Here is a 19,625-nt window from a genome sequence, read left to right on the forward strand (position 1 = left end):
GCTGAATTTTCGGCGGAAATTTCCGCCGAAACGGCGCGTTGCAAGTCATTGATATTGACTCCCATTTCCGCCAGCGCCAATGTTGGCGAAAACAACGGGGGATGAAATGTCTAACAAGACCTTGACGCGCATGGATCTTAGTGAAGCGGTGTTTCGCGAGGTGGGTCTGTCGCGCAACGAAAGCGCGCAGCTCGTCGAATCCGTTCTGGAGCATATGTCGGACGCGCTCGTCGCCGGTGAGCAGGTCAAGATTTCATCCTTCGGCACCTTCTCCGTGCGGGACAAGACCGCCCGCGTGGGCCGCAACCCCAAGACAGGGGAGGAAGTGCCGATCAACCCGCGCCGGGTGCTCACCTTTCGCCCGTCCCACCTGATGAAGGACCGCGTCGCGGACGGGAACAAGACCTGATCTCATGGCCAAATCGCCCGACGCGTTCCGCACCATTTCCGAAGTCGCCGACTGGCTGGGCATCCAGGCCCATGTCCTGCGGTTCTGGGAAAGCAAGTTCACACAGGTGAAACCTATCAAGCGGGCCGGTGGACGGCGGTATTACCGGCCCAGCGACATGCAACTGCTGGGCGGCATCAAGAAGCTGCTGCATGACGATGGCCTGACCATCAAGGGCGTGCAGAAGATCCTCCGCGAAGAAGGCATGAACCACGTCGCCGCCATGTCGGCGCCGCTGGACGAACTGACCGCATCGCAGGTGGAGGACATGCCCGAAACGCCACAGCCGCCCACCGCCCCGGTGGAGCCGGAAAAGGGCGTGGTCCTGAGTTTCGAGGCACCGGCGGACAAATCAGGCAAGGACACGCCCGACGCCGCCGAGGCCGCGCAGGAACTCCCCGAAGCGCCCGACGCGGCCAGCCCCGCCGAGGATGCCGTGCCCGGCCCAGCCGACGCCGAAGCTGCGCAGGAGATGGCAAGCCTGCCGCCGGAAGCACCGGCGACACCGGAACCGCAGCCCGCACCGGAAGCGGTGACCGGGCCGGAGACGGAACAGCCCGAGGACGAGAGCGCCACCCCCGCCGACGAGACCGCGCAGGGGGATGACGCCGTAGCGGACGCGTTAGAGGTCGAGGCCCCTTCGGAAGCCGAGACGCAGGCGGTGGAGGCCCAGTTCCACGCCCCCGAGCCGGAGCCCGCCGAGCCGGAACTGGCCGAGGTGCCCGACGCCGACGGCGTGCCCGAGGACGCGCTGCCCGCTTTCCTGCGCCAGCCGCTCGATGCTTCGTCGACGCCGGAAGCCACGGACAACGCCCCTGCCGCGGAAGAGACCGAAGAACCGGCCCCGACGTCGGAGACCGATGCCCCCGCCGCGACGCTGACGGAAGCGGAAGCCTTAGCGTCCGACCCCGAGCCCCCCGCACCCGAAGCAGCCGAGGAAGCGGACGCGTCGGCGTCTGACCCGGAACCCCCGGCGCCCGAAGTGGCACCCGAAGAGCCGGCAGCGCCGCCGCCGCCCCGGCCCCGGATCCTGCCCGATCTGGACCTGACCCCCGAAGACCGCTTCGATGCGGTGCCGGGTGCGCTTGCTGCCGTTTACCGGGCCAGACGGCTCAGCCGCGACCAGGCCGCGCTGATCGCGCCACTGGCCGCGCAACTGGCATCGTTGCGCGATTCGATGGCCGCGCACCGGCGGGGCGGCGGCACGCGCCCGTCAGACAACTGATCGGTGCACACGGCGGCAATTCCCTCTTGCACACGGGGCAAGATCAGGTATGAACCGCCTGAGTTCGGGCTATGGCGCAGCCTGGTAGCGCGTCCGTCTGGGGGACGGAAGGTCGCAGGTTCGAGTCCTGCTAGCCCGACCAAACAAACCGAACGCCCGCACCCGCGATGGGATGCGGGCGTTCGTTTTTGAAAGACCGAGGTCCGATGCCCCAGATGTTGCATGGCGTGATTCCCAACCAGCAGATCAGCCGCATGATCGGGTCCGGCCAGATCAGCGCCCCCCTGCCCGTGATCCCCGGCCAGATCCAGCCCGCCAGTCTCGATCTGCGTCTTGGCAACCGCGCCTTTAGGGTGCGGGCCTCGTTCCTTGCCGGGCGCGGCAAGAGCGTGGCGGAACGGCTGGACGAGTTCCGGATGCACGAGGTGGACCTGACAAGCGGGGCCGTGCTGGAAAAGGGCTGTGTCTACGTGGTGCCGCTGATGGAGGGGCTGGCGCTGCCCAGCGATATCTCGGCGGTGGCCAATGCCAAGAGTTCGACCGGGCGGCTTGACCTGCTGACGCGCACGATCACCGATGGCGGGACAGAATTCGACCGCATCGCGCCCGGCTACACCGGGCCGCTTTACGCCGAGATCTGTCCGCGGTCCTTCTCCGTTCTGGTGCGACCGGGCATGCGGCTGAACCAGATCCGCTTTGGACGGGGCGATGCGGTGCTGGACGACGATGCCTTGCGGAGCCTGCACGAGGAGACGCCGCTGGTGGACGGCACGCCGGTGATCGACGACGGGCTGGGGTTTTCAGTGGATCTCAAGCTTCCCAGCACGACGCTGGTGGGCTATCGGGCGAAACCGCATACCGGGGTGATCGACCTCGATAACGTGGGCCATTACGCGCCGGCCGACTACTGGGAGGAAGTGCACAGCACCAAGGGCCACATCATTCTGGATCCGGGCGCGTTCTATATCCTCGTCAGCCGGGAGGCCGTCACGATCCCGCCCGAGTTCGCGGCAGAGATGGCACCCTACCTCGCCGTCGTCGGCGAGTTCCGCGTGCATTATGCCGGGTTCTTCGACCCCGGTTTCGGCCACGATGCCGCAGGCGGGGCCGGTTCGCGCGGTGTGCTGGAGGTTCGCTGCCACGAAGCCCCGTTCGTGCTGGAGCATGGGCAGGTCGTGGGCCGGTTGCTGTACGAGCGGATGGCAGAAGTGCCCACGCAGCTTTACGGGGCGGGCATCGCCTCGAACTACCAAGGCCAGGGCCTGAAGCTGAGCAAGCATTTCAAGTCTGGTTGACGTGGCCGGGCGGCGTCCGACCCGATGCGGCCGGTCGCCGGCTCAGAACTTGGAAAACCGGCGCAGGGTCTTCATGGATTGCTTGGCATGGCCGGTATCGAGCCGCGCCTGCCGCCGTGCGCGCCGCGCGGCCCGCTCTTCGGGGGTGAGCTGGCGCTGCTGGACCGGATTGCCGTCTTCATCCAGTTCGGGTTGGCGGCGGCGTTTGCCCATCTTGGACGCCTGATCGAAACCGGCATTCACGCCGCGCCGCACCAGTTGGTGCATGACCTGGCGGACAATCATGTTGATGATCTGGTTCATTGACTGATCCCTTCTTGCCTCTGGCCCTATATAGCACGGAATACGGCGAATTTCAGGCGTTTCCACTGAAAATCCGGTGATCAGCGTCAATCCTCGAAGAGTTCGCTCTGGCCTTCGGTGGTTTCCTCCTCGTCCTCGCCATCTCCCGCCAGCGGCAGCGCGCCGGGGGGTGGACGATTCTCGAGCAGGCCGGCGGCACGCAATTCCTTGAGACCGGGCAGGTCGCGCGCGTTCTCCAGCCCGAAATGGTCGAGGAACCCGTCGGTGACGACAAAGGTCACCGGGCGGCCCGGTGTCATCTTGCGGCGGCCGAAACGGATCCATTCCAGTTCGAGCAACTGGTCCACGGTGCCCCGGCTGACCGACACACCGCGGATTTCCTCGATCTCGGCGCGGGTGACGGGCTGGTGATAGGCGATGATCGCAAGGGTTTCGATCGCGGCGCGGCTCAGCTTGCGGGTCTCCACCGTCTCCTTCTGCATGAGAAAGCCGAGGTCTGCCGCCGTGCGCATGGCATAGCCGTCGCCCACCTTGACCACCTGCACCCCGCGCCCCTCGTACCGGCGGCGCAGATGCACCATCGCCTCTCCCGCGTCGCAGCCGTGCGGCAGGCGGGATTCGAGCTCGCGCAGGGTGATCGGCTCGGAGGTGGCAAAGAGGACCGCCTCGATCATCCGTTCCTGTTCTGCCATCGGGGGCGCTTCGAACAGGCTCTGTTCCTTGTCTTGGGTGTCATCCGCCACGCGGTTCGTTCCTTTTTCGTAACTGGATCGGGGCAAAGGTATCGGATTGCCGCAACTCGAGGTGCCCTTCCTTGACCAGTTCCAGCGAGGCGGCAAAGGTCGCCGCCGTCGCGGAACGCCGCCGCACCGGATCGCTTTCCCAGCCTTCGGGCAGGAAGCTCATCAGGTCGCCCCAGTCCCCGGCGTAGCCGATCAGCCCCCGCATCCGGTCGAGCGCCTGTTCCATGGTGTAGACCTTGTCGCGGTCCATGACGAAGGGGCGGAATTCGTCACGGGTGCGGATGCGGGCATAGCCCTGCATCAGGTCCAGCAGGGTCGCGGTATAAGTCACCCGGCGGACCCTCTCGACCTCGTGCGTCTGGCCGCGCGCAAAGAAATCGCGCCCCAGCTGATCGCGGGCCATCAGCCGTGCGGCGGCATCGCGCATCGCTTGCAGCCGTTCCAGCTGGAACGCCAGATGTGCGGCCAGTTCCTCGCCCGACGGTCCCTCTTCGGTCGGATCGGGCGGCAGCAGCAGACGGGACTTCAGAAAGGCAAGCCATGCCGCCATCACGAGATAGTCGGCCGCCAGTTCCAGCCGCAGCGCCTTGGCCTTTTCCACGAAGGCGAGGTACTGGCGCGCCAGTTGCAGGACGGAGACCTTGCGCAGGTCGACCTTCTGCGTCCGGCTGAGGGTAAGCAGGAGGTCCAGAGGCCCCTCGAACCCGTCCACGTCCACGATCAGGGCCTCGGCGGCGCGGCGTTCGGCGACCGAGATCCTGTCTTCCTCGAATGTGGTGTCAGCCATGACCCGCCCCGCCCAAAAGCGCCTCAAGTTCGCTTTCCAGTGCGGGAATGTCAACGTCGTCGGGGGGCCGGCGCATGGCCAGCGCGCGCTCGGCACGGGTCTGGGCGGTGGTCGTCATCTCGCCCGCGGCTTCGGCCACGGCGACACGGTCGGCCAGTGGTTGATTGCAATAAAGCGCCACGTCGCAACCCGCCGCCAGTGCGGCACGGGTGCTGTCCACGTGGCTGCCCTGAAGCGCCTTCATCGACAGGTCGTCGGTCATGATAAGGTTGTCAAAGTCCATCTCGTCGCGGATCAGGGACATGACGGCGGGCGAACAGGTCGCGGGGGCGGTGTCGATCGCGCTGTAGACGAGGTGTGCCGTCATCCCCATGGGCAGATCGTTCAGGGCCTTGAACGGGGCGAAATCCACCGCGCTCAGATCGGCATGGGGGGCATCGACGCGCGGGAGATCGAAGTGGCTGTCCATCGTGGCGCGACCGTGGCCGGGAATGTGCTTGACCACCGGCAGCACGCCGCCGTCGAGCATGCCCTGACCCGCCGCGCGGCCCAGCGTCGCGACGCGCGCGGGCTCCGTGCCGTAGCAGCGGTTGCGCAGGAAGTCATGCGTCCCGGGTCCGGCCACATCGACCATGGGGGCACAGTTGCTGTCGATGCCAAGCGCATGCAGTTCGGCGGCGATCAGGCGGTGGCGCAGGTACATCGCCCGCTCAGCCCCGTCCCCTGCCCGTGCGACGAAGTCGAGCGGCGGCAGCCATTCGCGCCAGTGCGGCGCGCGCAGGCGCTGCACGCGCCCGCCTTCCTGGTCGATGGTGATCACGGCGTCATGGCCAGCCGCCTCGCGCATCTCGTCGCACAGGGCGCGGACCTGGTCGGGCGCGTCGATGTTCCGGGCGAACAGGATGAAGCCGAAGGGCCGCAGATCGCGAAAGAACGCGCGTTCGTCCGGCGTCAGCCGCAGCCCATCCGCGTCCAGAATCGTCGCCCCGAAGGGGGCCATCAGCGGGTCACCACCGGAATGCAGTCCGCGTTTTCGGCCACGAGCGCGGAGCAGAAGCGGCGTGCGTCCGCGATGTCCTCGAACCCCATGGCGCGCAGGCGATAGAACACGCGGCCGCCGCTCGATGCCTTCTGGATCACGCGCTTCTTGTCGCCCATGTACATGCCGAACCGGCCCTGCAACTGGTCCCATTGTTCGCGGGCGACCTCTGCGCTGTCGAAGGCGCCAAGCTGCGCCAGCCGGGTGCCGGTCGGCAGCGTGGCCGGATCGACCTCTTCCGTCGCCGGGGCGGCAGGCGCCGCGGCGGGGGTCGTCAGGGAGGCGCGGGTGATTACGGCCAGTTCGGCGGGCCGCCGCTTGGGCCGCAGCGAGTAGCGCACGCCGGGCGCGTCGATCACCGTGGCCGACCGTTCCTCTTCGGCCTCGACCACCTCGGCGACGACGTCCTCGGTGACTTCGGCCACGATGGCGTCGGTCTCGTCGTCGATGTCGGCCATGGGGGCGACGCCGTCGGTCAGCTTGGCCACCAGATCATCGACGTTTCCGGATTCAAGCGCGGTCGCGACCTCGTCCGCCGAGACAGCGGCGGGCGCCGGGGCGGCGGTTTCGCGCTCCTGTTGCGCATCTGTCACCATCGACGCCTGAACCACCTGGTCTTCCTCGGCAAGGTCGATGGGTTTGGGCGCCAGCCGCAGCTCATCCGCGGGCCTGCCGGCCGTGCCTTCGGCGGCGATCACGTTGACGGAAAGGCCCTGATGATCGGCCAGTTCGCCTCCCGGTTCCTCGGGCCGCACACGCATGTCGCCGCTGGCCGCGCGGACCACCGGAATGCCGCTGACATCCCGCACGAGCAGCTTGTAGCCCCAGACGCCGATGCCCGCGATCAGCGCGAGCGAAACCGCGGCGCCTGCGATGTTCGTCAGCCTTTTCAGGCGCTTGGCCGCCGCAGTTGCACCGGTTTCGGACGCGGATTCAAAAGGGTATTCCCCCGTGGGGGAGGTCGTGTTGAAATCTGCCATTTGTGCCTCACTGCCCGCGAGATACATCGCCGCGCGGGTCTGGATCGGGGTTGCCTGTCAGCGGCGCCGCACGTGCTTATCGCATCTCTTGCGCCGGATTGACCCCGAGAATACCAAGCCCTGCCGCAATTACAATCGCCGCGGACCGGGCAAGCGCGATTTTTGCCTGGCTGGTGGCAACGTCGTCTTCCTGCAGGAAGCGCAGTTCCGGCACCTCGTTCCCCCGGTTCCACAGCGAGTGGAAGTCAGAGGCGAGTTCGTAGAGATAGAAGGCCACCCGGTGCGGTTCGTTGCTGCGCGCGGCAGTCTCCACCAGACGCGGCCATTCGGCCAGCTTGCGCAGCACGGTCTGCTCCGCCTCGTGGTCGAGGCGGGACAGGTCGGCAGCCGCCAGCGTCGCATCCTGCGTGTCGATCCCGGCCTCCGCCGCCTTGCGCAGCACCGACGCCACCCGCGCGTGGGCGTACTGGACATAGAACACCGGGTTTTCGCGGCTCTGCTCCAGCACCTTGTCGAAGTCGAAGTCGAGCATCGCGTCGTTCTTGCGGGTCAGCATCACGAAACGGGTCACGTCCGGCCCGACCTCGTCCACCACGTCGCGCAGGGTCACAAACGTCCCTGCCCGCTTGGACATCTTGAACGGCTCGCCGTTCTTGAACAGCTTGACCAGCTGCGTCAGCTTGATGTCCAGCGGCACCTTGCCCTCGGACAGGGCCGAAACGGCTGCCTTCATCCGCTTGACGTAGCCGCCATGATCGGCGCCGAACACGTCGATCAGCAGGTCGAAACCGCGCTGCACCTTGTCGTAGTGATAGGCGATGTCGGGCGCGAAATAGGTCCAGCCGCCATCGGATTTCATCACCGGACGGTCGACGTCGTCGCCGTGCGCGGTGGAGCGGAACAGCGTCTGTTCGCGCGGCTCCCAGTCTTCGGGCGTCTTGCCCTTGGGCGGCTCCAGCACGCCTTCGTAGATCAGGCCCTTGGCCTTGAGATCGTCGAGCGCCGCCTCGATCCGGCCGGTGCCGTAGAGCGATTTCTCGGAGTAGAACACATCCATCTCGACACCCAGCGCGGCCAGATCGGCGCGGATGAGGTCCATCATCCGATCCGTCGCGAAGTTGCGCACCTCTGCCAGCCAGACGTCCTCGCCTGCGTCGACATAGGCGTCGCCTACCTTGTCCTTCAGCGCCTCGCCCACCGCGATCAGGTAGTCGCCCGGATAGGTGCCATCGGGAAAGGCGACTTCCTGACCGTGCGCTTCGAGGTAGCGCAGGTAGACCGACCGCGCGAGGACATCCACCTGCGCGCCGCCGTCGTTGATGTAGTATTCGCGCGTCACCTCGTAGCCCGCGAAATCCAGCAGGCTGGCCAGGGCATCGCCGAAGACCGCGCCACGGGTGTGGCCGACGTGCAGCGGGCCGGTGGGGTTGGCCGACACGTATTCGACGTTCACGCGCTTGCCCGCGCCAAGGTCGCCGCGCCCGAACGCGGTGCCCCGCGCCAATACCTCCGCCGCGATGCCCTGCCAGACCGACGGCGCCAGCCGCAGGTTGAGAAACCCCGGTCCGGCCACCTCGGCCGAGGTCACGCGCGCATCGGTCCCCAGCTTTGCCGCCAGCGCCTCGGCGATGTCGCGCGGCTTCATCTTCGCGGGTTTCGCGAGCACCATCGCCGCGTTCGTCGCCATGTCCCCGTGCGCGGGATCGCGCGGCGGTTCGGCCGTGATCGCATCGGTGTCGAGCCGGGCGGGCAGCACACCTTCTGCGACCAACTGGTCCAGACAGCTGAGGATCACATCGCGGATGTCGGCAAATAGGTTCATTCTGGGGCTCTTTCCTGTTGGCCCCCATGTACCACTTGGACCGGGCCAGTCAATCGGACTTGGCCCGTGGTCCTGCGGCCGGTCAGGCCGAACCGATCAGGCGCGCGTGTTCTCCGATGGCGAAGCGGTCGGTCATCCCGGCGATGTAATCGGCCACCATGCGCGCCAGCGTCGTCCGGTCCTGTCCCGCTTCGGCGATGTGGCGCGCCCAGTGCTGCGGCAGCAGGTCGGGGTTCTCGAGAAAGAGGGGGAACAGGTCGTTCACGACACGGGTGACCTCGTCGCGCTTTCGCATGACGGAGGGGGCACGGTACATCCGCTGGAACAGGAAGTCCCGGATCGCCCGGATGTCCTGCCACATCCCCTGCGAGAATTGCACGACAGGACGGCCGAGGTGCCGGATATCCTGCGGGCTCCGCGCGGCCGAGGCCGCCAGCGCCGCGCCCGATGTCTCGATCACGTCCGCCACCATCACGCCGAAGACCCGGCGCAGGGCCTCGTGCCTGCGGCGGTAGCTGTCGGTGTCGGGATAGAGCCGGTCGACCTCGGCGTAGGCCGGGCCGATCAGCGGCAGTTCCGCGATCTCGCCTTCGGTGAAGAGACCGGCCCGCAAACCGTCGTGCAGGTCGTGATTGTTGTAGGCGATGTCGTCGGACAGGGCCGCGACCTGGGCCTCCGCGCTGGCATGGGTGTGCAGCTCGAGGTCGTGAATCGCATTGTACTCGGCCAGCGCGTAGGGCAGTGCCGCGGTCGCCGGATCCCCGCCCTGCCCGGCGGTTACCGGGCCATTGTGCTTGGCGATGCCCTCCAGCGTGTCCCAGGTCAGGTTCAGCCCGTCGAAGGCGGCATAGTGCCGTTCCAGCCGGGTGACGATGCGGATCGCCTGGGCGTTGTGGTCGAACCCGCCGTAGGGCTGCATGAGCGCGTGCAGCGCGTCCTCCCCGGTGTGGCCGAAGGGCGTATGGCCCAGATCGTGGGCCAGCGCCACCGCCTCCGTGAGTTCCGCGTTCAGGCGAAGGGCGCCCGAGATCGTCCGCGCCACCTGCGCGACCTCGATCGAGTGGGTCAGCCGGGTGCGGTAGTAATCGCCCTCGTGCTCGACGAAGACCTGCGTCTTATGCTTGAGCCGCCGAAAGGCGCTGGCATGGATGATCCTGTCCCGGTCCCGCTGGTAGCAGGAGCGGAAGGTGCTTTCCTCCTCCGGCACGCGCCGTCCCCGGGCGCGCGACGGATCGGAGGCATAGGGCGCGTGCATGTGGCCGGTCCTTGTAGCCTGTCCTGCGGACTTCTATATTGAAGCTGGCCGGCAATGGAAACCGGCCCGCAATGCCCAGAACGGAGATGTCCGATGAACATGCCGCCCAAAGTCACCTCCCGCGCCTTCGAACGCCTCGCCGAGATCGGCGCCGGCGACCAGGGCAAGGCGCTGCGCGTCGCGGTGGAGGGGGGCGGATGCTCGGGCTTCCAGTACGACATCGCCCTTGACGAGCCCAAGGACGACGACCTCGTTCTCGAAGGCTCCGGCCAGAAGGTGGTGGTGGACAGCGTGTCGCTGCCGTTTCTCGCCAACGCGGTCATCGACTTCTCCGAGGAACTGATCGGCGCGCGGTTCACCATCGAGAATCCCAACGCCACCTCGGCCTGCGGCTGCGGCACGTCCTTCTCCATGTGATCCCCCTTCCCCTTGCCCCCCGGCGCCGGATCGGCGATAGCAGGGACAGCCGGCAGGGAGCGCGCGGATGAAGATAGCCACCTTCAACATCAACGGCATCAAGGCCAGGGCCGAGGCGCTGCCCGCCTGGCTCGACGCGGCCAAGCCCGACGTGGTGGTGCTGCAGGAAATCAAGTCGGTGGACGACGCCTTTCCGCGGGACCTGTTCGAAGACCGCGGTTACAACGTCGAGACCCATGGCCAGAAATCCTTCAACGGCGTGGCGATCCTGTCGAAACATCCGCTGGAGGACGTGAGCCGCGGCCTGCCCGGCGACGATGACGACGACCAGTCCCGCTATATCGAGGCGACCGTCGTGGACGATCACGCGGCGCTGCGCGTCTGCGGGCTCTACCTGCCCAACGGGAACCCGGCGCCGGGGCCCAAGTTCGACTACAAGCTGGCATGGATGGACCGTCTGCGCGCGCGTGCCGAAACCCTGCTGGCCGAGGAAATGCCGTTCCTGATGGCGGGGGATTACAACATCATTCCCCAGGCCGAGGACGCCGCCAAACCCGACAGCTGGCGCGACGACGCGCTGTTCCGCCCCGCCGCGCGCGAGAAATTCCGCCGCCTGCTGAACCTCGGGCTGACGGATGCCTTCCGCGCCCGCACCCAGGGCCCGGGCCATTACAGTTTCTGGGACTACCAGGCGGGCGCGTGGAACCGCAACAACGGGATCCGGATCGATCATTTCCTGCTGTCGCCGGCCTGCGCGGACTGGCTGCGCGACTGCCAGATCGACCGCGACGTCCGGGGCGGCGACAAACCCTCCGATCACGTTCCCGTCTGGGTCGACCTCGATTTCTGACCCTCTCTCCCGGGTCCGGAGCCGCCCTTGCTTGAGCGCCGAAGGGCATGCGGCAGGGGGCGGGGCAAGGAAAATCGCCGCGGGGCCCCGCTTGCGGGGATACGGCTATTTTGCTTGCGCCGACGGCGGCCGCCTGCCAGCACGGGGATCAATCGAGGGCGGCACCGGACCCCGGGGACGGTGAGACCCGCAGCGCAAAATCAATAATCGCCTGCGCGCGCAGCGCGCGCCTTCGGATCACGCTTCCAGTTCCGCGTCCCAGTAGAGGAAATCCATCCAGCTTTCGTGCAGATGGCCCGGCGGGAACTTGCGGCCCATGTTGCGCAACTCCTCCGCTCCGGGCTGGCGCGGCGGCTTGCGCAGCGACAGTCCCGTCTGGTGCAGCGACTTCGACCCTTTCCGCAGGTTGCAGGGCGAACAGGCCGCCACCACGTTCTGCCATGACGTCACGCCGCCCCGGGCGCGCGGCACCACGTGATCGAAGGTCAACTCCCCCCGCGCGCCGCAGTACTGGCAGCGGAATTCGTCCCTCAGAAATAAATTAAAGCGCGTGAAGGCCACGCGCTTTTGAGGTTTCACATAGTCTTTCAGGACGACGACCGACGGGATCCTGATCTCCGTCGAGGGGCTTCGGACCACGTCGTCGTATTCCGCCACGATGTCCACCCGGTCCAGCCACTTCGCCTTGATCGCCTCCTGCCAGGGCCACAGCGACAGCGGGTAGTAACTGAGCGGCCTGTAATCCGCGTTGAGCACCAGCGCGGGCCTGTGTTTCAGCCCCGCCGGCTGCCTGGTGAATTCGGTCCTGAAATCGCCGTCCATGTCCGGTCCCGTCCCCTGCCCGTTTGCCTTGACTATATCTCGTGGTCGAACTCTGGCAAGTCCAACATCGGCACAAGATGTCGCGGGCAGGATTACCCGGCGAAGGTGACAGTTTTATAACCGTCTCACAGACCCAGCTTGTCGCGCATGAAGGCCAGCGCCACGCTCAACCCGTCGGGGGCGATGCCGTGGCCGGTGCCCTTCATCACGTGGGCATAGACATCCTGCCATCCGGCCTCCTGCAGCGCCTCGGCGGCCTGCGGCAGCGACTGCGGCGGCACCACGTCATCCGCATCCCCGTGGACCAGCAGCACCGGCGGACGCACCACCGTCTCGTCCTTCAGCAGGTCGGGCGAGAGCAGCCGGCCGGAGAAGGCGACGATCCCGGCGACGGCGTCCTCACGCCGGGGCGCCACGTGCAGCGCCATCATCGTGCCCTGCGAAAAGCCAAAGAGCACGACCTGCTCCGGGAGCACGTCCTCGTCCACCATCAGCGCGTCGAGAAACGCATCGAGGTCGGCAACCGCCTGGCGCATGCCGCGCTCGGCTTCCTCCTCGGAGCTGCCGTCGATCCAGGGGATTGGAAACCACTGGTAGCCGCTGGGCATCCCCGGCACGGTTTCGGGCGCGTCGGGGGCCACGAAAAGCGTATCGGGCAGGTGTTCGCCCAGCGGGTCCGCAAGGCCCAGCAGGTCGGCCCCGTTCGCCCCGTAGCCATGCAGGAAGACGACGACGGATCTCGTTTCCCCCGATTTCGGCGCGCGGCGTTCTGCGTTCAATACTCGTGTCATCCCAACCCTTCCCTGTTCTTCAGCTGTCGGTAGTAGGCAAATAGCGCGCGGGCCGCAACCGACCGCCAGGGCGACCAGTTCTCCGCCAGCGCGGCGAGCGCCTGTGCCGACGGGCGCGCGGGGAGACCAAAAAGATGTCGCGCCGCCTCCTGCAGGGCGAGATCGCCGGGCGGGAAGCCATCGGCCCGGCCAAGCGCGAACATCACGTAGATCTGCGCCGTCCAGGGCCCGATTCCCTTCTGGGTCCGCAACAGGGCCTCCGCCTCCGCGTCCGGCATTCCGGCCAGTGCGTCGAAGTCGAGGTCGGCCCGCGCCAGCGCCGCGACATAACGTGCCTTCGGTCGGCTGAGACCCGCGGCGCAAAGTGCCGCTTCGTCGACCGCGCGCACGGACGCCGCATCGCCCAGCCCCGCCGCCTGCAAGCGCGCGCGGATCGCGTCGGCGGAGGCAACGCTGACCTGCTGGCTGACGATGATGTCCACCAGCGCGGCGAAGCCCTGCGGTTTCAGGCGCAGCGGTAGCGGGCCGACGGTTTCGAGAACGGGCGCGAAACGGGGCTCGCGCGCGGCGAGCCACGCCGCGCCCTCGGCGAGGTCCGCTTCCGACCTGATGATGCGGCCCGTCCCGCTCACAGCGCCGCGACCCAGTCCAGGACGGCCTCCACTTCCGTGAACACCCGCGCGTCTTCGGGCAGCGCGGGCCGCGCGACCAGGATCACCGGCAGGTCCAGCGCCAGCGCGGCATCCAGCTTGGGGCGGCTGGGACGGCCGCCCAGATTGCGGCAGATCAGCATGTCGACCCGCAGGTCGCGGAACAGGGCTTCTTCCTGCGCGGCGTCGAAGGGTGGGTTGCCGAACACCGGTTCCACGAACTCGTAGGGCGGCACACGCCCGTGCCGCGTCGTCTGGCGCAGCAGCAGCCGCGCGCCGCGAAAGGCCCGGTACTGCGGAAGGCTGTCCCAGCCGGTGGCCGAGAAGACCCGCGCCCCCGTCCCGATCAGCGGCATCGCGGCGGCCACATCGGGCACCTCGCGCCAGTTCGCCGCCTCGAGGCCCCAGCCGGGACGCGACAGGCTCACGAAGGGCCGGCCGGCGATCAGCGCGGCGGCATGGCCGGTCCGGCTCATCAGGCCGTCGAAGCCGTGGCTTGCGTCGATCACGGCATCAACCGATGCCATCTCCGCGGCCAGCCGGCCCGGATCGTCGAAGGCGGTCAGCCGGCAGGGCACCGGCATCGGGTCCGGGCCGCGCGGCGGTTCGGACACCAGCGCCTGCACCACGGCCCCTTCGTCCCGCAGGGCCACGGCGATGCGGCGGGCCTCGGCGCTGCCTGCCAGAAGAAGGATTCTGCGCGTCATGGTCCGACATTAGCCACCGCCGGCGCGGGAGCAAGGGTGCCACCGGGGCTTGCCCCCCCGTTCCCGCAGGAGTACGCCTTGGCCGAAGCAAGGACCGGTACCCATGATCGACGACAGCCGCGCGAAGCGCAATGTAACCATTCTCGTGCTCGCGCAGGCGTTTCTTGGGGCCCAGATGCCCATGCTCTTCGTGGTCGGCGGGCTTGCGGGCCAGTCGCTCGCCAGCAACGTCTGTTTCGCCACGCTGCCGATCTCGATGATCGTTCTGGGTTCCATGCTCTCTGCGACGCCGGTTTCGGCAATCATGCAGAAGTACGGTCGCCGCGCCGGATTTTTCCTCGGCGCGACCGGCGGTGCGCTGGGTGGGGCCGTCGGGGCCTACGGTCTCTACGTGGCGTCCTTCCCCATCTTCCTCGCCGGATCGCTGCTGACCGGGGTCTACATGTCCGCACAGGGGTTCTACCGCTTCGCCGCCGCCGATACCGCGTCCGAGGCCTTTCGCCCCAAGGCGATCTCCTACGTCATGGCTGGCGGCCTTGTCTCGGCCGTGATCGGCCCGCAGATCGTCAAGTGGACGGCAGATGCCTACGTGATCCCCTTTCTCGGCACCTACATCGCCGCGATCGGGGTCAACCTGCTCGGCAGCCTGCTGTTCCTGTTCATCGACATCCCCAGGCCGCCGGTGCCGGCCCATGACGCGCCGCGGGGCCGCAGCCGGATGGAGCTGATCCGCACGCCGCGCATCGCCGTGGCGGTGATCTGCGGCACCGTGGCCTATGCGCTCATGAACCTCGTGATGACCTCGACGCCGCTGGCCGTCGTCGGCTGCGGGCTGAGCGGGGACCTGCTGGGGCCGGGTGCGACCGCCGGCATGACGGAAACCGAGCGGATGAAATCCTTTCTCGACATCGCGTCGAACGTGGTCACGGGTCACGTGCTGGCGATGTTCGCCCCGTCCTTCTTTACCGGCCACCTGATCGCGCGTTTCGGCGTGGAGCGGATCATGGGCCTCGGCATCCTGATCCTTGCCGGTGCGGGCCTCGTCGCGCTTCAGGGCGTGGCGCTGGAGAATTTCTTCATCGCGCTGATCCTGCTCGGGCTCGGCTGGAACTTCGGCTTCATCGGGGCGACGACCATGCTCGCGGGGGCCCATGCCCCCCACGAACGGGGGCGGATGCAGGGCCTCAACGACCTGATCGTGTTCGGCGGGGTGACCATGGCATCGCTCGCCTCGGGCGGGTTGATGAACTGCTCGGGCGGTTCGCCCGTCGAAGGCTGGGCGGCGGTGAACTGGGCCATGATCCCCTTCCTGATCCTCGCGGGCGGCTCGCTGACCTGGCTCGTGGTCCGCCGCGGCACGCAGGCGGCCTGAGCTACCAGCGACCCAAGCTACCAGCGACCGGTCAGGGCGCGCCACGCAAGGCCGGCGTCCGCGTGGGGCAGCCGGCCTTCCGCGACCGCGGACGGATCGTCGATGGCGGCTTTCAGCACCGGCTCCGCCGCGCCGACATGCAGCAGGGCCGCCCCGGCTGCGCGCGATACGCGGCGGCGGCCCTTTCGGGCGCGTTTCAGCCGTTCCAGCGCCGCGCGGGCAAGGTTGCGGACCCCGTCGGCGGTGCCGTCCAGCAGCGGCACGCGGCCCGCCGCCTCCAGCTCGGGGATGGCGCGCAGCCAAGCGGCGATGCCCGCGCCATGCGCCGCATCACGCACCACGGCTTCATCCGCCGCACCCAGACTGCGCGCGGCGACCCAAGCCAGATTGCCGGAGGTCTGGTCCATGTAGCGCGCGAAATGGTCCTCGTCCTCGAAGGCATCGCGGTAGACGTCCCAGCGCCGCGCGGCCACCAGTTCGTCCAGCAGGCGCGCATCGTCAGCCGTGATCGCGTCGGCCAGCGGCGCCGCGACCTCGTGACGCCGGACGGCACCGCCCGCGGCGATCTCCTCGCATACGTCGCGCCACCATTGCAGGCGCATCTCGGCGATCATCGTCTCCTGGGTGACCCAGGGCGCGCGGGCGACTTCGAGGTTGAACGCGTAGAGCGGGAACAACACCCGGCGCGCCGCCACCGGCGCGGCCATGGCGGCGCGGAACCGCGGCGGATCGCCCCGTTCCACCAAGGCCGCGCAGGCCGTCAGATCGGGCCCGAAGGCCATCAGCCCTTCCCCGCGCCGGACCGCGACGCAGGCCGCACCACGCTCAGGAGATAGCCGTATTCATCGCTGTGCGCCCGCCAGCAGGCCGCTTCTTCCTCGGCTTCGTCGAGGACCGCGGCAAGGGCCACGTCTGCACCGGGGCGCAGGGCCGCGATGCGCGCGTCGATCGGTCCGAAATAGGTTTCCCAGGCCGCGCCGGACAGGCGCCGGCTGGCCACGGTCTCGAATCCCGCGGCGGAAATCCGCGCGGCGATCCCGTCGGCATCCGTCATCGCCGGGTACTGGCGCCAATGGGCCACGGCCCTGTCGGACGGCGTGTCCGTGAACCAGCAGGCTTCGGAAAAGGCCACTATGCCGCCCGGTCGCAGTGCCTTGCGCCAGGCGGTCAGGGCTTCGGTGATGCCGATGAAATAGATCGCCCCCGCGCACCAGATGAAATCGTACTCGTTGCGGATCGACGCCATGTCGGCGCGCAGCAGCGTGACGCGCGGATCGTCCAGCCAGCGGGCCCGCGCCGCGTCCACGAAATGCGCGGTCAGGTCCAGCGCCGTCACGTGGCCGCGCGGCGCGGCCTCCAGCAGGGCCGCGATGTCGCCGCCGGGGCCGCAGGCCACGTCCACGATCCGCGCCGTATCCGCCACGCCGGCCCGGTCCGCGGCCCATGCCACGTCGGCTGCCTCGCCCGGCCCCTCGCGCGGGAGGTCGCGGTGCAGTTGAAAGAAGGCGGTCATGTCGTCGTCAGAACTCATCGAGAAACCCTTGTATGGCGGCCTGCGTGGCGGCTGCATCCACGATGCCGAGGTGGCCCGCGCCGGGGACCAGCACATACCGGCCCCTCTCGGTCACGGCCTGCATGGTCGGCTGGTACGCGCCCGCGTCGAAGGCTTCGTCCTCCGTCCCCGCCACGAGCAGAAAGGGCGGCAGCGCGGCCACGTCGGACAGGTAGTCGGCCCGCGGCGCGTAGGAGCTGTTCAGCCGATAGGAATAGCGCGTGGTCGCCGTATCACCCAGCGGGCCATCCAGCACCGTTCGCGGCATGTCGAACTGGATCACCGGCAGGTCGTTCAGTGCCGTGATGCCCACCGCGTTCAGCATGCTCAGCCCGATGATCCGCCGGGTCAGCGGCCTTGCCCAGCCCCCGGAATTCGGACGCGTCGTCGGCGCGTTGTGCTTGAGGAACGGCGCAAGCAGCACCGCACCGTCGATGAGCCCGCCGTGCCGCCCCCCGGCAAAGCGCACCACCAGCCCGCCGCCCGAGGAATGACCGCCCAGGATCACCTTCTGCCCCGGCGCGCGCCGGGCCTCGATCAGGTCGGCGAGGTCGTCCTCGAGCTGCCCGATATAGTCGACGTCTCCACGGTTGCCGGGCCGGGTGCCATGGCCGCGCAGGTCCGGCACCAGCACGTCCGCGGTCGCGCTCAACCGCCGGGCAAGGCCGTCGAACTGGAGCCCGTGCCAGCCGGAGCCGTGCACCAGCACAAGCATCGGCGCGTTTTCACGGCCACTGTCGAAGGCGCGGACCTGAAGCGCGTAGCCATCGCGCATGGCGACGGATTGCAGGGGCGCCGGGTCCGGCCGGGGTGTCGACAGGCTGGCACTGAAATCGAGACCGCCCTTGCCCGGCATGGGGCCGGGACGCTGGGTAAAGATCAGCGCCAGCGCCCCTGCCCCGGCCACGACGGCAGAGGTCAGCGCGATGCGGACGATGGACGACAGCATCCGTCAGGCCCCGAGATCGCGGATCAGTTTCCAGCGGATCGCGTCCAGCAGCGCCTCGAAACTGGCGTCGACGATGTTGGCGCTGACCCCCACGGTGGACCAGCGGTTGCCCTGCCCGTCCTCGCTGTCGATGATGACGCGGGTCACGGCCTCTGTGCCGCCTTGGGTGATGCGCACCTTGAAGTCGATCAGGCGCATGTCCTCGATCAGTGCCGAATACTGGCCGAGGTCCTTGGCCAGCGCCTTCGACAGCGCGTTGACCGGGCCGCGGTCGTTGCCGTCCTCGTCCATCGATTCACTGACCGAAAGGCGTTTCTCGCCGTCGACCTTGACCACCACCACGGCCTCGGACACGCTGACCATGCGGTTGTACTTGTTCTTGCGCCGCTCCACCGTGACGCGGTACCGCTTGACCTCGAAAAGCTCGGGCATCTGGCCCAGTGCCTCGCGTGCGAGCAGCTCGAAACTGGCCTGCGCGGTGTCGTAGGCATATCCCATCGCCTCGCGCGCCTTGACCTCCTCGAGGATCCGCGCCAGCGCCGGATCGCCCTTGGCCACGTCCAGCCCCGCCTCCGTCAGGCGGCGGCGCAGGTTGGATTGCCCGGCCTGGTTGGACATCGGGATGATCCGGGTGTTGCCCACCGTCGCGGGTTCGATGTGCTCGTAGGTGCTGGGATCCTTCAGGATCGCGCTGGCGTGCAGCCCCGCCTTGTGCGCAAAGGCCGACGCGCCGACGAAGGCCGCCTGTTTCTGCGGCACCCGGTTCAGGATCTCGTCCAGCATCCGGCTGGTGCGTGTGAGCGTCTTGAGCGCCGCAGGGGTGATGCCGGTCTCGTACCGGCTGGCATAGGGCTCCTTGAGCAGCAGGATCGGGATCAGCGCCGTCAGGTTGGCATTGCCGCAGCGTTCGCCAAGGCCATTGAGCGTGCCCTGTATCTGCCGTGCGCCCGCGTCCACGGCGGCCAGCGTGCAGGCCACCGCGTTGTCGGTGTCGTCATGGGTGTGGATGCCCAGCCGGTCGCCGGGAATGCCCGCGGCGATGACCTCGGCCGTGATCCGACCGACCTCGACCGGCAGCGTGCCGCCGTTGGTGTCGCAAAGCACGATCCAGCGCGCCCCGGCCTCCAGCACGGTCCGCAGGCAGGACAGGGCGTACTCCGGGTTGGCCTTGTAGCCGTCAAAGAAGTGTTCCGCATCGAAAAGCGCTTCGCGGCCCGAGGCCACGAGGTGGCCGACACTGTCGCGCAGCAGGCCGAGGTTCTCGTCGGGCGTGATGCCGAGGGCTCGGGTGACGTGGAACTCGTGCGCCTTGCCCACCAGACAGACGCTGGCCGTTCCCGCGTTCATCACCGCCGCCAGAACGTCGTCGTTCTGCGCCGAGATCCCCAGCCGCTTGGTCATGCCGAAGGCGGTCATCTTGGCCCGTGTCTTCGGTGCCGCATCGAAGAAGGCATTGTCGGTGGGGTTGGCACCGGGCCAGCCGCCTTCGATGTAGTCCACCCCCAGCGCGTCGAGCGCGCGGGCGATCTGCTGTTTCTCGTCCGTCGAGAACTGCACGTCCTGCGTCTGCTGCCCGTCGCGCAGGGTGGTGTCGTAGATGTAGAGCCGTTCCTTCATG

The 19,625-nt window shown here is 68.0% G+C and carries 21 protein-coding genes and 1 tRNA gene; 7 read left to right on the forward strand and 15 right to left on the reverse strand.

The genetic code is table 11. The features are described from left to right. The first annotated feature begins 106 nt into the window (after nt 1-106). From ihfA to BOO69_RS10265, 4 genes are all read left to right on the forward strand, one after another. A complete protein-coding gene (ihfA, locus tag BOO69_RS10250) occupies nt 107-409 on the forward strand; it encodes an integration host factor subunit alpha (protein WP_071972081.1) in 303 nt (100 codons plus the stop codon). Between the two features lie 4 nt (nt 410-413). Continuing rightward, entirely contained in the window at nt 414-1,673 is a 1,260-nt protein-coding gene (locus BOO69_RS23425; RefSeq protein ID WP_071972082.1) for a MerR family transcriptional regulator, read from the forward strand. Nucleotides 1,674-1,738: 65 nt separating this feature from the next. Continuing rightward, nucleotides 1,739-1,815, forward strand: a tRNA-Pro gene (locus tag BOO69_RS10260). A 76-nt stretch (nt 1,816-1,891) separates the two neighbouring features. Then, entirely contained in the window at nt 1,892-2,968 is a 1,077-nt protein-coding gene (locus tag BOO69_RS10265) for a 2'-deoxycytidine 5'-triphosphate deaminase (protein ID WP_071973758.1), read from the forward strand. Nucleotides 2,969-3,010: 42 nt separating this feature from the next. On the opposite strand, the gene BOO69_RS10270 is transcribed toward BOO69_RS10265, so the two are convergent. The 7 genes from BOO69_RS10270 to BOO69_RS10300 all read right to left on the reverse strand — a co-directional run bounded on the left by BOO69_RS10270 (nt 3,011) and on the right by BOO69_RS10300 (nt 9,897). Further along, a complete protein-coding gene (locus BOO69_RS10270; RefSeq protein ID WP_071972083.1) occupies nt 3,011-3,271 on the reverse strand; it encodes a hypothetical protein in 261 nt (86 codons plus the stop codon). A gap of 86 nt (nt 3,272-3,357) precedes the next feature. Then, nucleotides 3,358-3,963 carry an SMC-Scp complex subunit ScpB gene (scpB, locus tag BOO69_RS10275; protein WP_083545667.1) on the reverse strand — a complete coding sequence of 202 codons (606 nt, stop codon included), beginning with the start codon at nt 3,961-3,963 and terminating at the stop codon, nt 3,358-3,360. A gap of 40 nt (nt 3,964-4,003) precedes the next feature. Next, complete coding sequence (locus BOO69_RS10280) at nt 4,004-4,801, reverse strand: segregation and condensation protein A (RefSeq protein WP_071972085.1); 798 nt, start codon at nt 4,799-4,801, stop codon at nt 4,004-4,006. Further along, nucleotides 4,794-5,801 (reverse strand): beta-N-acetylhexosaminidase, encoded by a 1,008-nt coding sequence (gene nagZ, locus BOO69_RS10285; protein ID WP_071972086.1) that lies wholly within the window; start codon nt 5,799-5,801, stop codon nt 4,794-4,796. The genes BOO69_RS10280 and nagZ overlap by 8 nt, the downstream gene beginning before the upstream one ends. After that, nucleotides 5,801-6,820 carry an SPOR domain-containing protein gene (locus tag BOO69_RS10290; RefSeq protein WP_083545669.1) on the reverse strand — a complete coding sequence of 340 codons (1,020 nt, stop codon included), beginning with the start codon at nt 6,818-6,820 and terminating at the stop codon, nt 5,801-5,803. The genes nagZ and BOO69_RS10290 overlap by 1 nt, the downstream gene beginning before the upstream one ends. Nucleotides 6,821-6,896: 76 nt before the next feature. Then, complete coding sequence (gene argS, locus BOO69_RS10295) at nt 6,897-8,642, reverse strand: arginine--tRNA ligase (RefSeq protein WP_071972087.1); 1,746 nt, start codon at nt 8,640-8,642, stop codon at nt 6,897-6,899. A gap of 82 nt (nt 8,643-8,724) precedes the next feature. Then, nucleotides 8,725-9,897 carry a deoxyguanosinetriphosphate triphosphohydrolase gene (locus tag BOO69_RS10300; protein WP_071972088.1) on the reverse strand — a complete coding sequence of 391 codons (1,173 nt, stop codon included), beginning with the start codon at nt 9,895-9,897 and terminating at the stop codon, nt 8,725-8,727. Between the two features lie 93 nt (nt 9,898-9,990). Between BOO69_RS10300 and BOO69_RS10305 the strand changes: the two genes are divergently transcribed. Together BOO69_RS10305 and xth are read left to right on the forward strand one after the other, a co-directional pair. Next, entirely contained in the window at nt 9,991-10,314 is a 324-nt protein-coding gene (locus tag BOO69_RS10305; RefSeq protein ID WP_071972089.1) for a HesB/IscA family protein, read from the forward strand. Between the two features lie 67 nt (nt 10,315-10,381). Next, entirely contained in the window at nt 10,382-11,164 is a 783-nt protein-coding gene (xth, locus tag BOO69_RS10310; protein WP_071972090.1) for an exodeoxyribonuclease III, read from the forward strand. Between the two features lie 237 nt (nt 11,165-11,401). On the opposite strand, the gene BOO69_RS10315 is transcribed toward xth, so the two are convergent. The 4 genes from BOO69_RS10315 to BOO69_RS10330 form a co-directional block, all read right to left on the reverse strand. Beyond that, a complete protein-coding gene (locus BOO69_RS10315; RefSeq protein WP_071972091.1) occupies nt 11,402-11,986 on the reverse strand; it encodes an HNH endonuclease in 585 nt (194 codons plus the stop codon). 125 nt (nt 11,987-12,111) lie between these two features. Continuing rightward, on the reverse strand, nt 12,112-12,777 hold the full coding sequence (locus tag BOO69_RS10320; RefSeq protein WP_071972092.1) for an alpha/beta hydrolase: 666 nt from the start codon (nt 12,775-12,777) through the stop codon (nt 12,112-12,114). Continuing rightward, a complete protein-coding gene (locus tag BOO69_RS10325; RefSeq protein ID WP_237267437.1) occupies nt 12,774-13,409 on the reverse strand; it encodes a DNA-3-methyladenine glycosylase family protein in 636 nt (211 codons plus the stop codon). Before BOO69_RS10325 ends, BOO69_RS10320 begins: the two co-directional genes overlap by 4 nt. After that, nucleotides 13,406-14,134, reverse strand: a complete 729-nt coding sequence (locus tag BOO69_RS10330) for a precorrin-6A/cobalt-precorrin-6A reductase (protein ID WP_071972094.1) — start codon at nt 14,132-14,134, stop codon at nt 13,406-13,408. The genes BOO69_RS10325 and BOO69_RS10330 overlap by 4 nt, the downstream gene beginning before the upstream one ends. A gap of 103 nt (nt 14,135-14,237) precedes the next feature. Here BOO69_RS10330 and BOO69_RS10335 point away from each other — a divergent pair, with 103 nt between their 5' ends. Next, nucleotides 14,238-15,506, forward strand: coding sequence for an MFS transporter (locus BOO69_RS10335; RefSeq protein ID WP_071972095.1), 1,269 nt, complete (start codon nt 14,238-14,240; stop codon nt 15,504-15,506). A gap of 17 nt (nt 15,507-15,523) precedes the next feature. Here BOO69_RS10335 and BOO69_RS10340 read toward each other — a convergent pair whose 3' ends face one another. The 4 genes from BOO69_RS10340 to cimA are packed head-to-tail and all read right to left on the reverse strand — an operon-like array spanning nt 15,524 to nt 19,624. Further along, entirely contained in the window at nt 15,524-16,288 is a 765-nt protein-coding gene (locus BOO69_RS10340) for a squalene/phytoene synthase family protein (RefSeq protein ID WP_071972096.1), read from the reverse strand. Then, nucleotides 16,288-17,037 carry a class I SAM-dependent methyltransferase gene (locus BOO69_RS10345; protein WP_237267438.1) on the reverse strand — a complete coding sequence of 250 codons (750 nt, stop codon included), beginning with the start codon at nt 17,035-17,037 and terminating at the stop codon, nt 16,288-16,290. Before BOO69_RS10345 ends, BOO69_RS10340 begins: the two co-directional genes overlap by 1 nt. Continuing rightward, entirely contained in the window at nt 17,027-18,007 is a 981-nt protein-coding gene (locus tag BOO69_RS10350; protein WP_071972097.1) for an alpha/beta hydrolase, read from the reverse strand. Before BOO69_RS10350 ends, BOO69_RS10345 begins: the two co-directional genes overlap by 11 nt. 3 nt (nt 18,008-18,010) lie before the next feature. Then, nucleotides 18,011-19,624, reverse strand: a complete 1,614-nt coding sequence (cimA, locus tag BOO69_RS10355; RefSeq protein ID WP_071972098.1) for a citramalate synthase — start codon at nt 19,622-19,624, stop codon at nt 18,011-18,013. Nucleotide 19,625: the final 1 nt, after the last annotated feature.

Source organism: Sulfitobacter alexandrii, assembly GCF_001886735.1.
GTDB classification, from domain to species: Bacteria; Pseudomonadota; Alphaproteobacteria; order Rhodobacterales; family Rhodobacteraceae; genus Sulfitobacter; species Sulfitobacter alexandrii.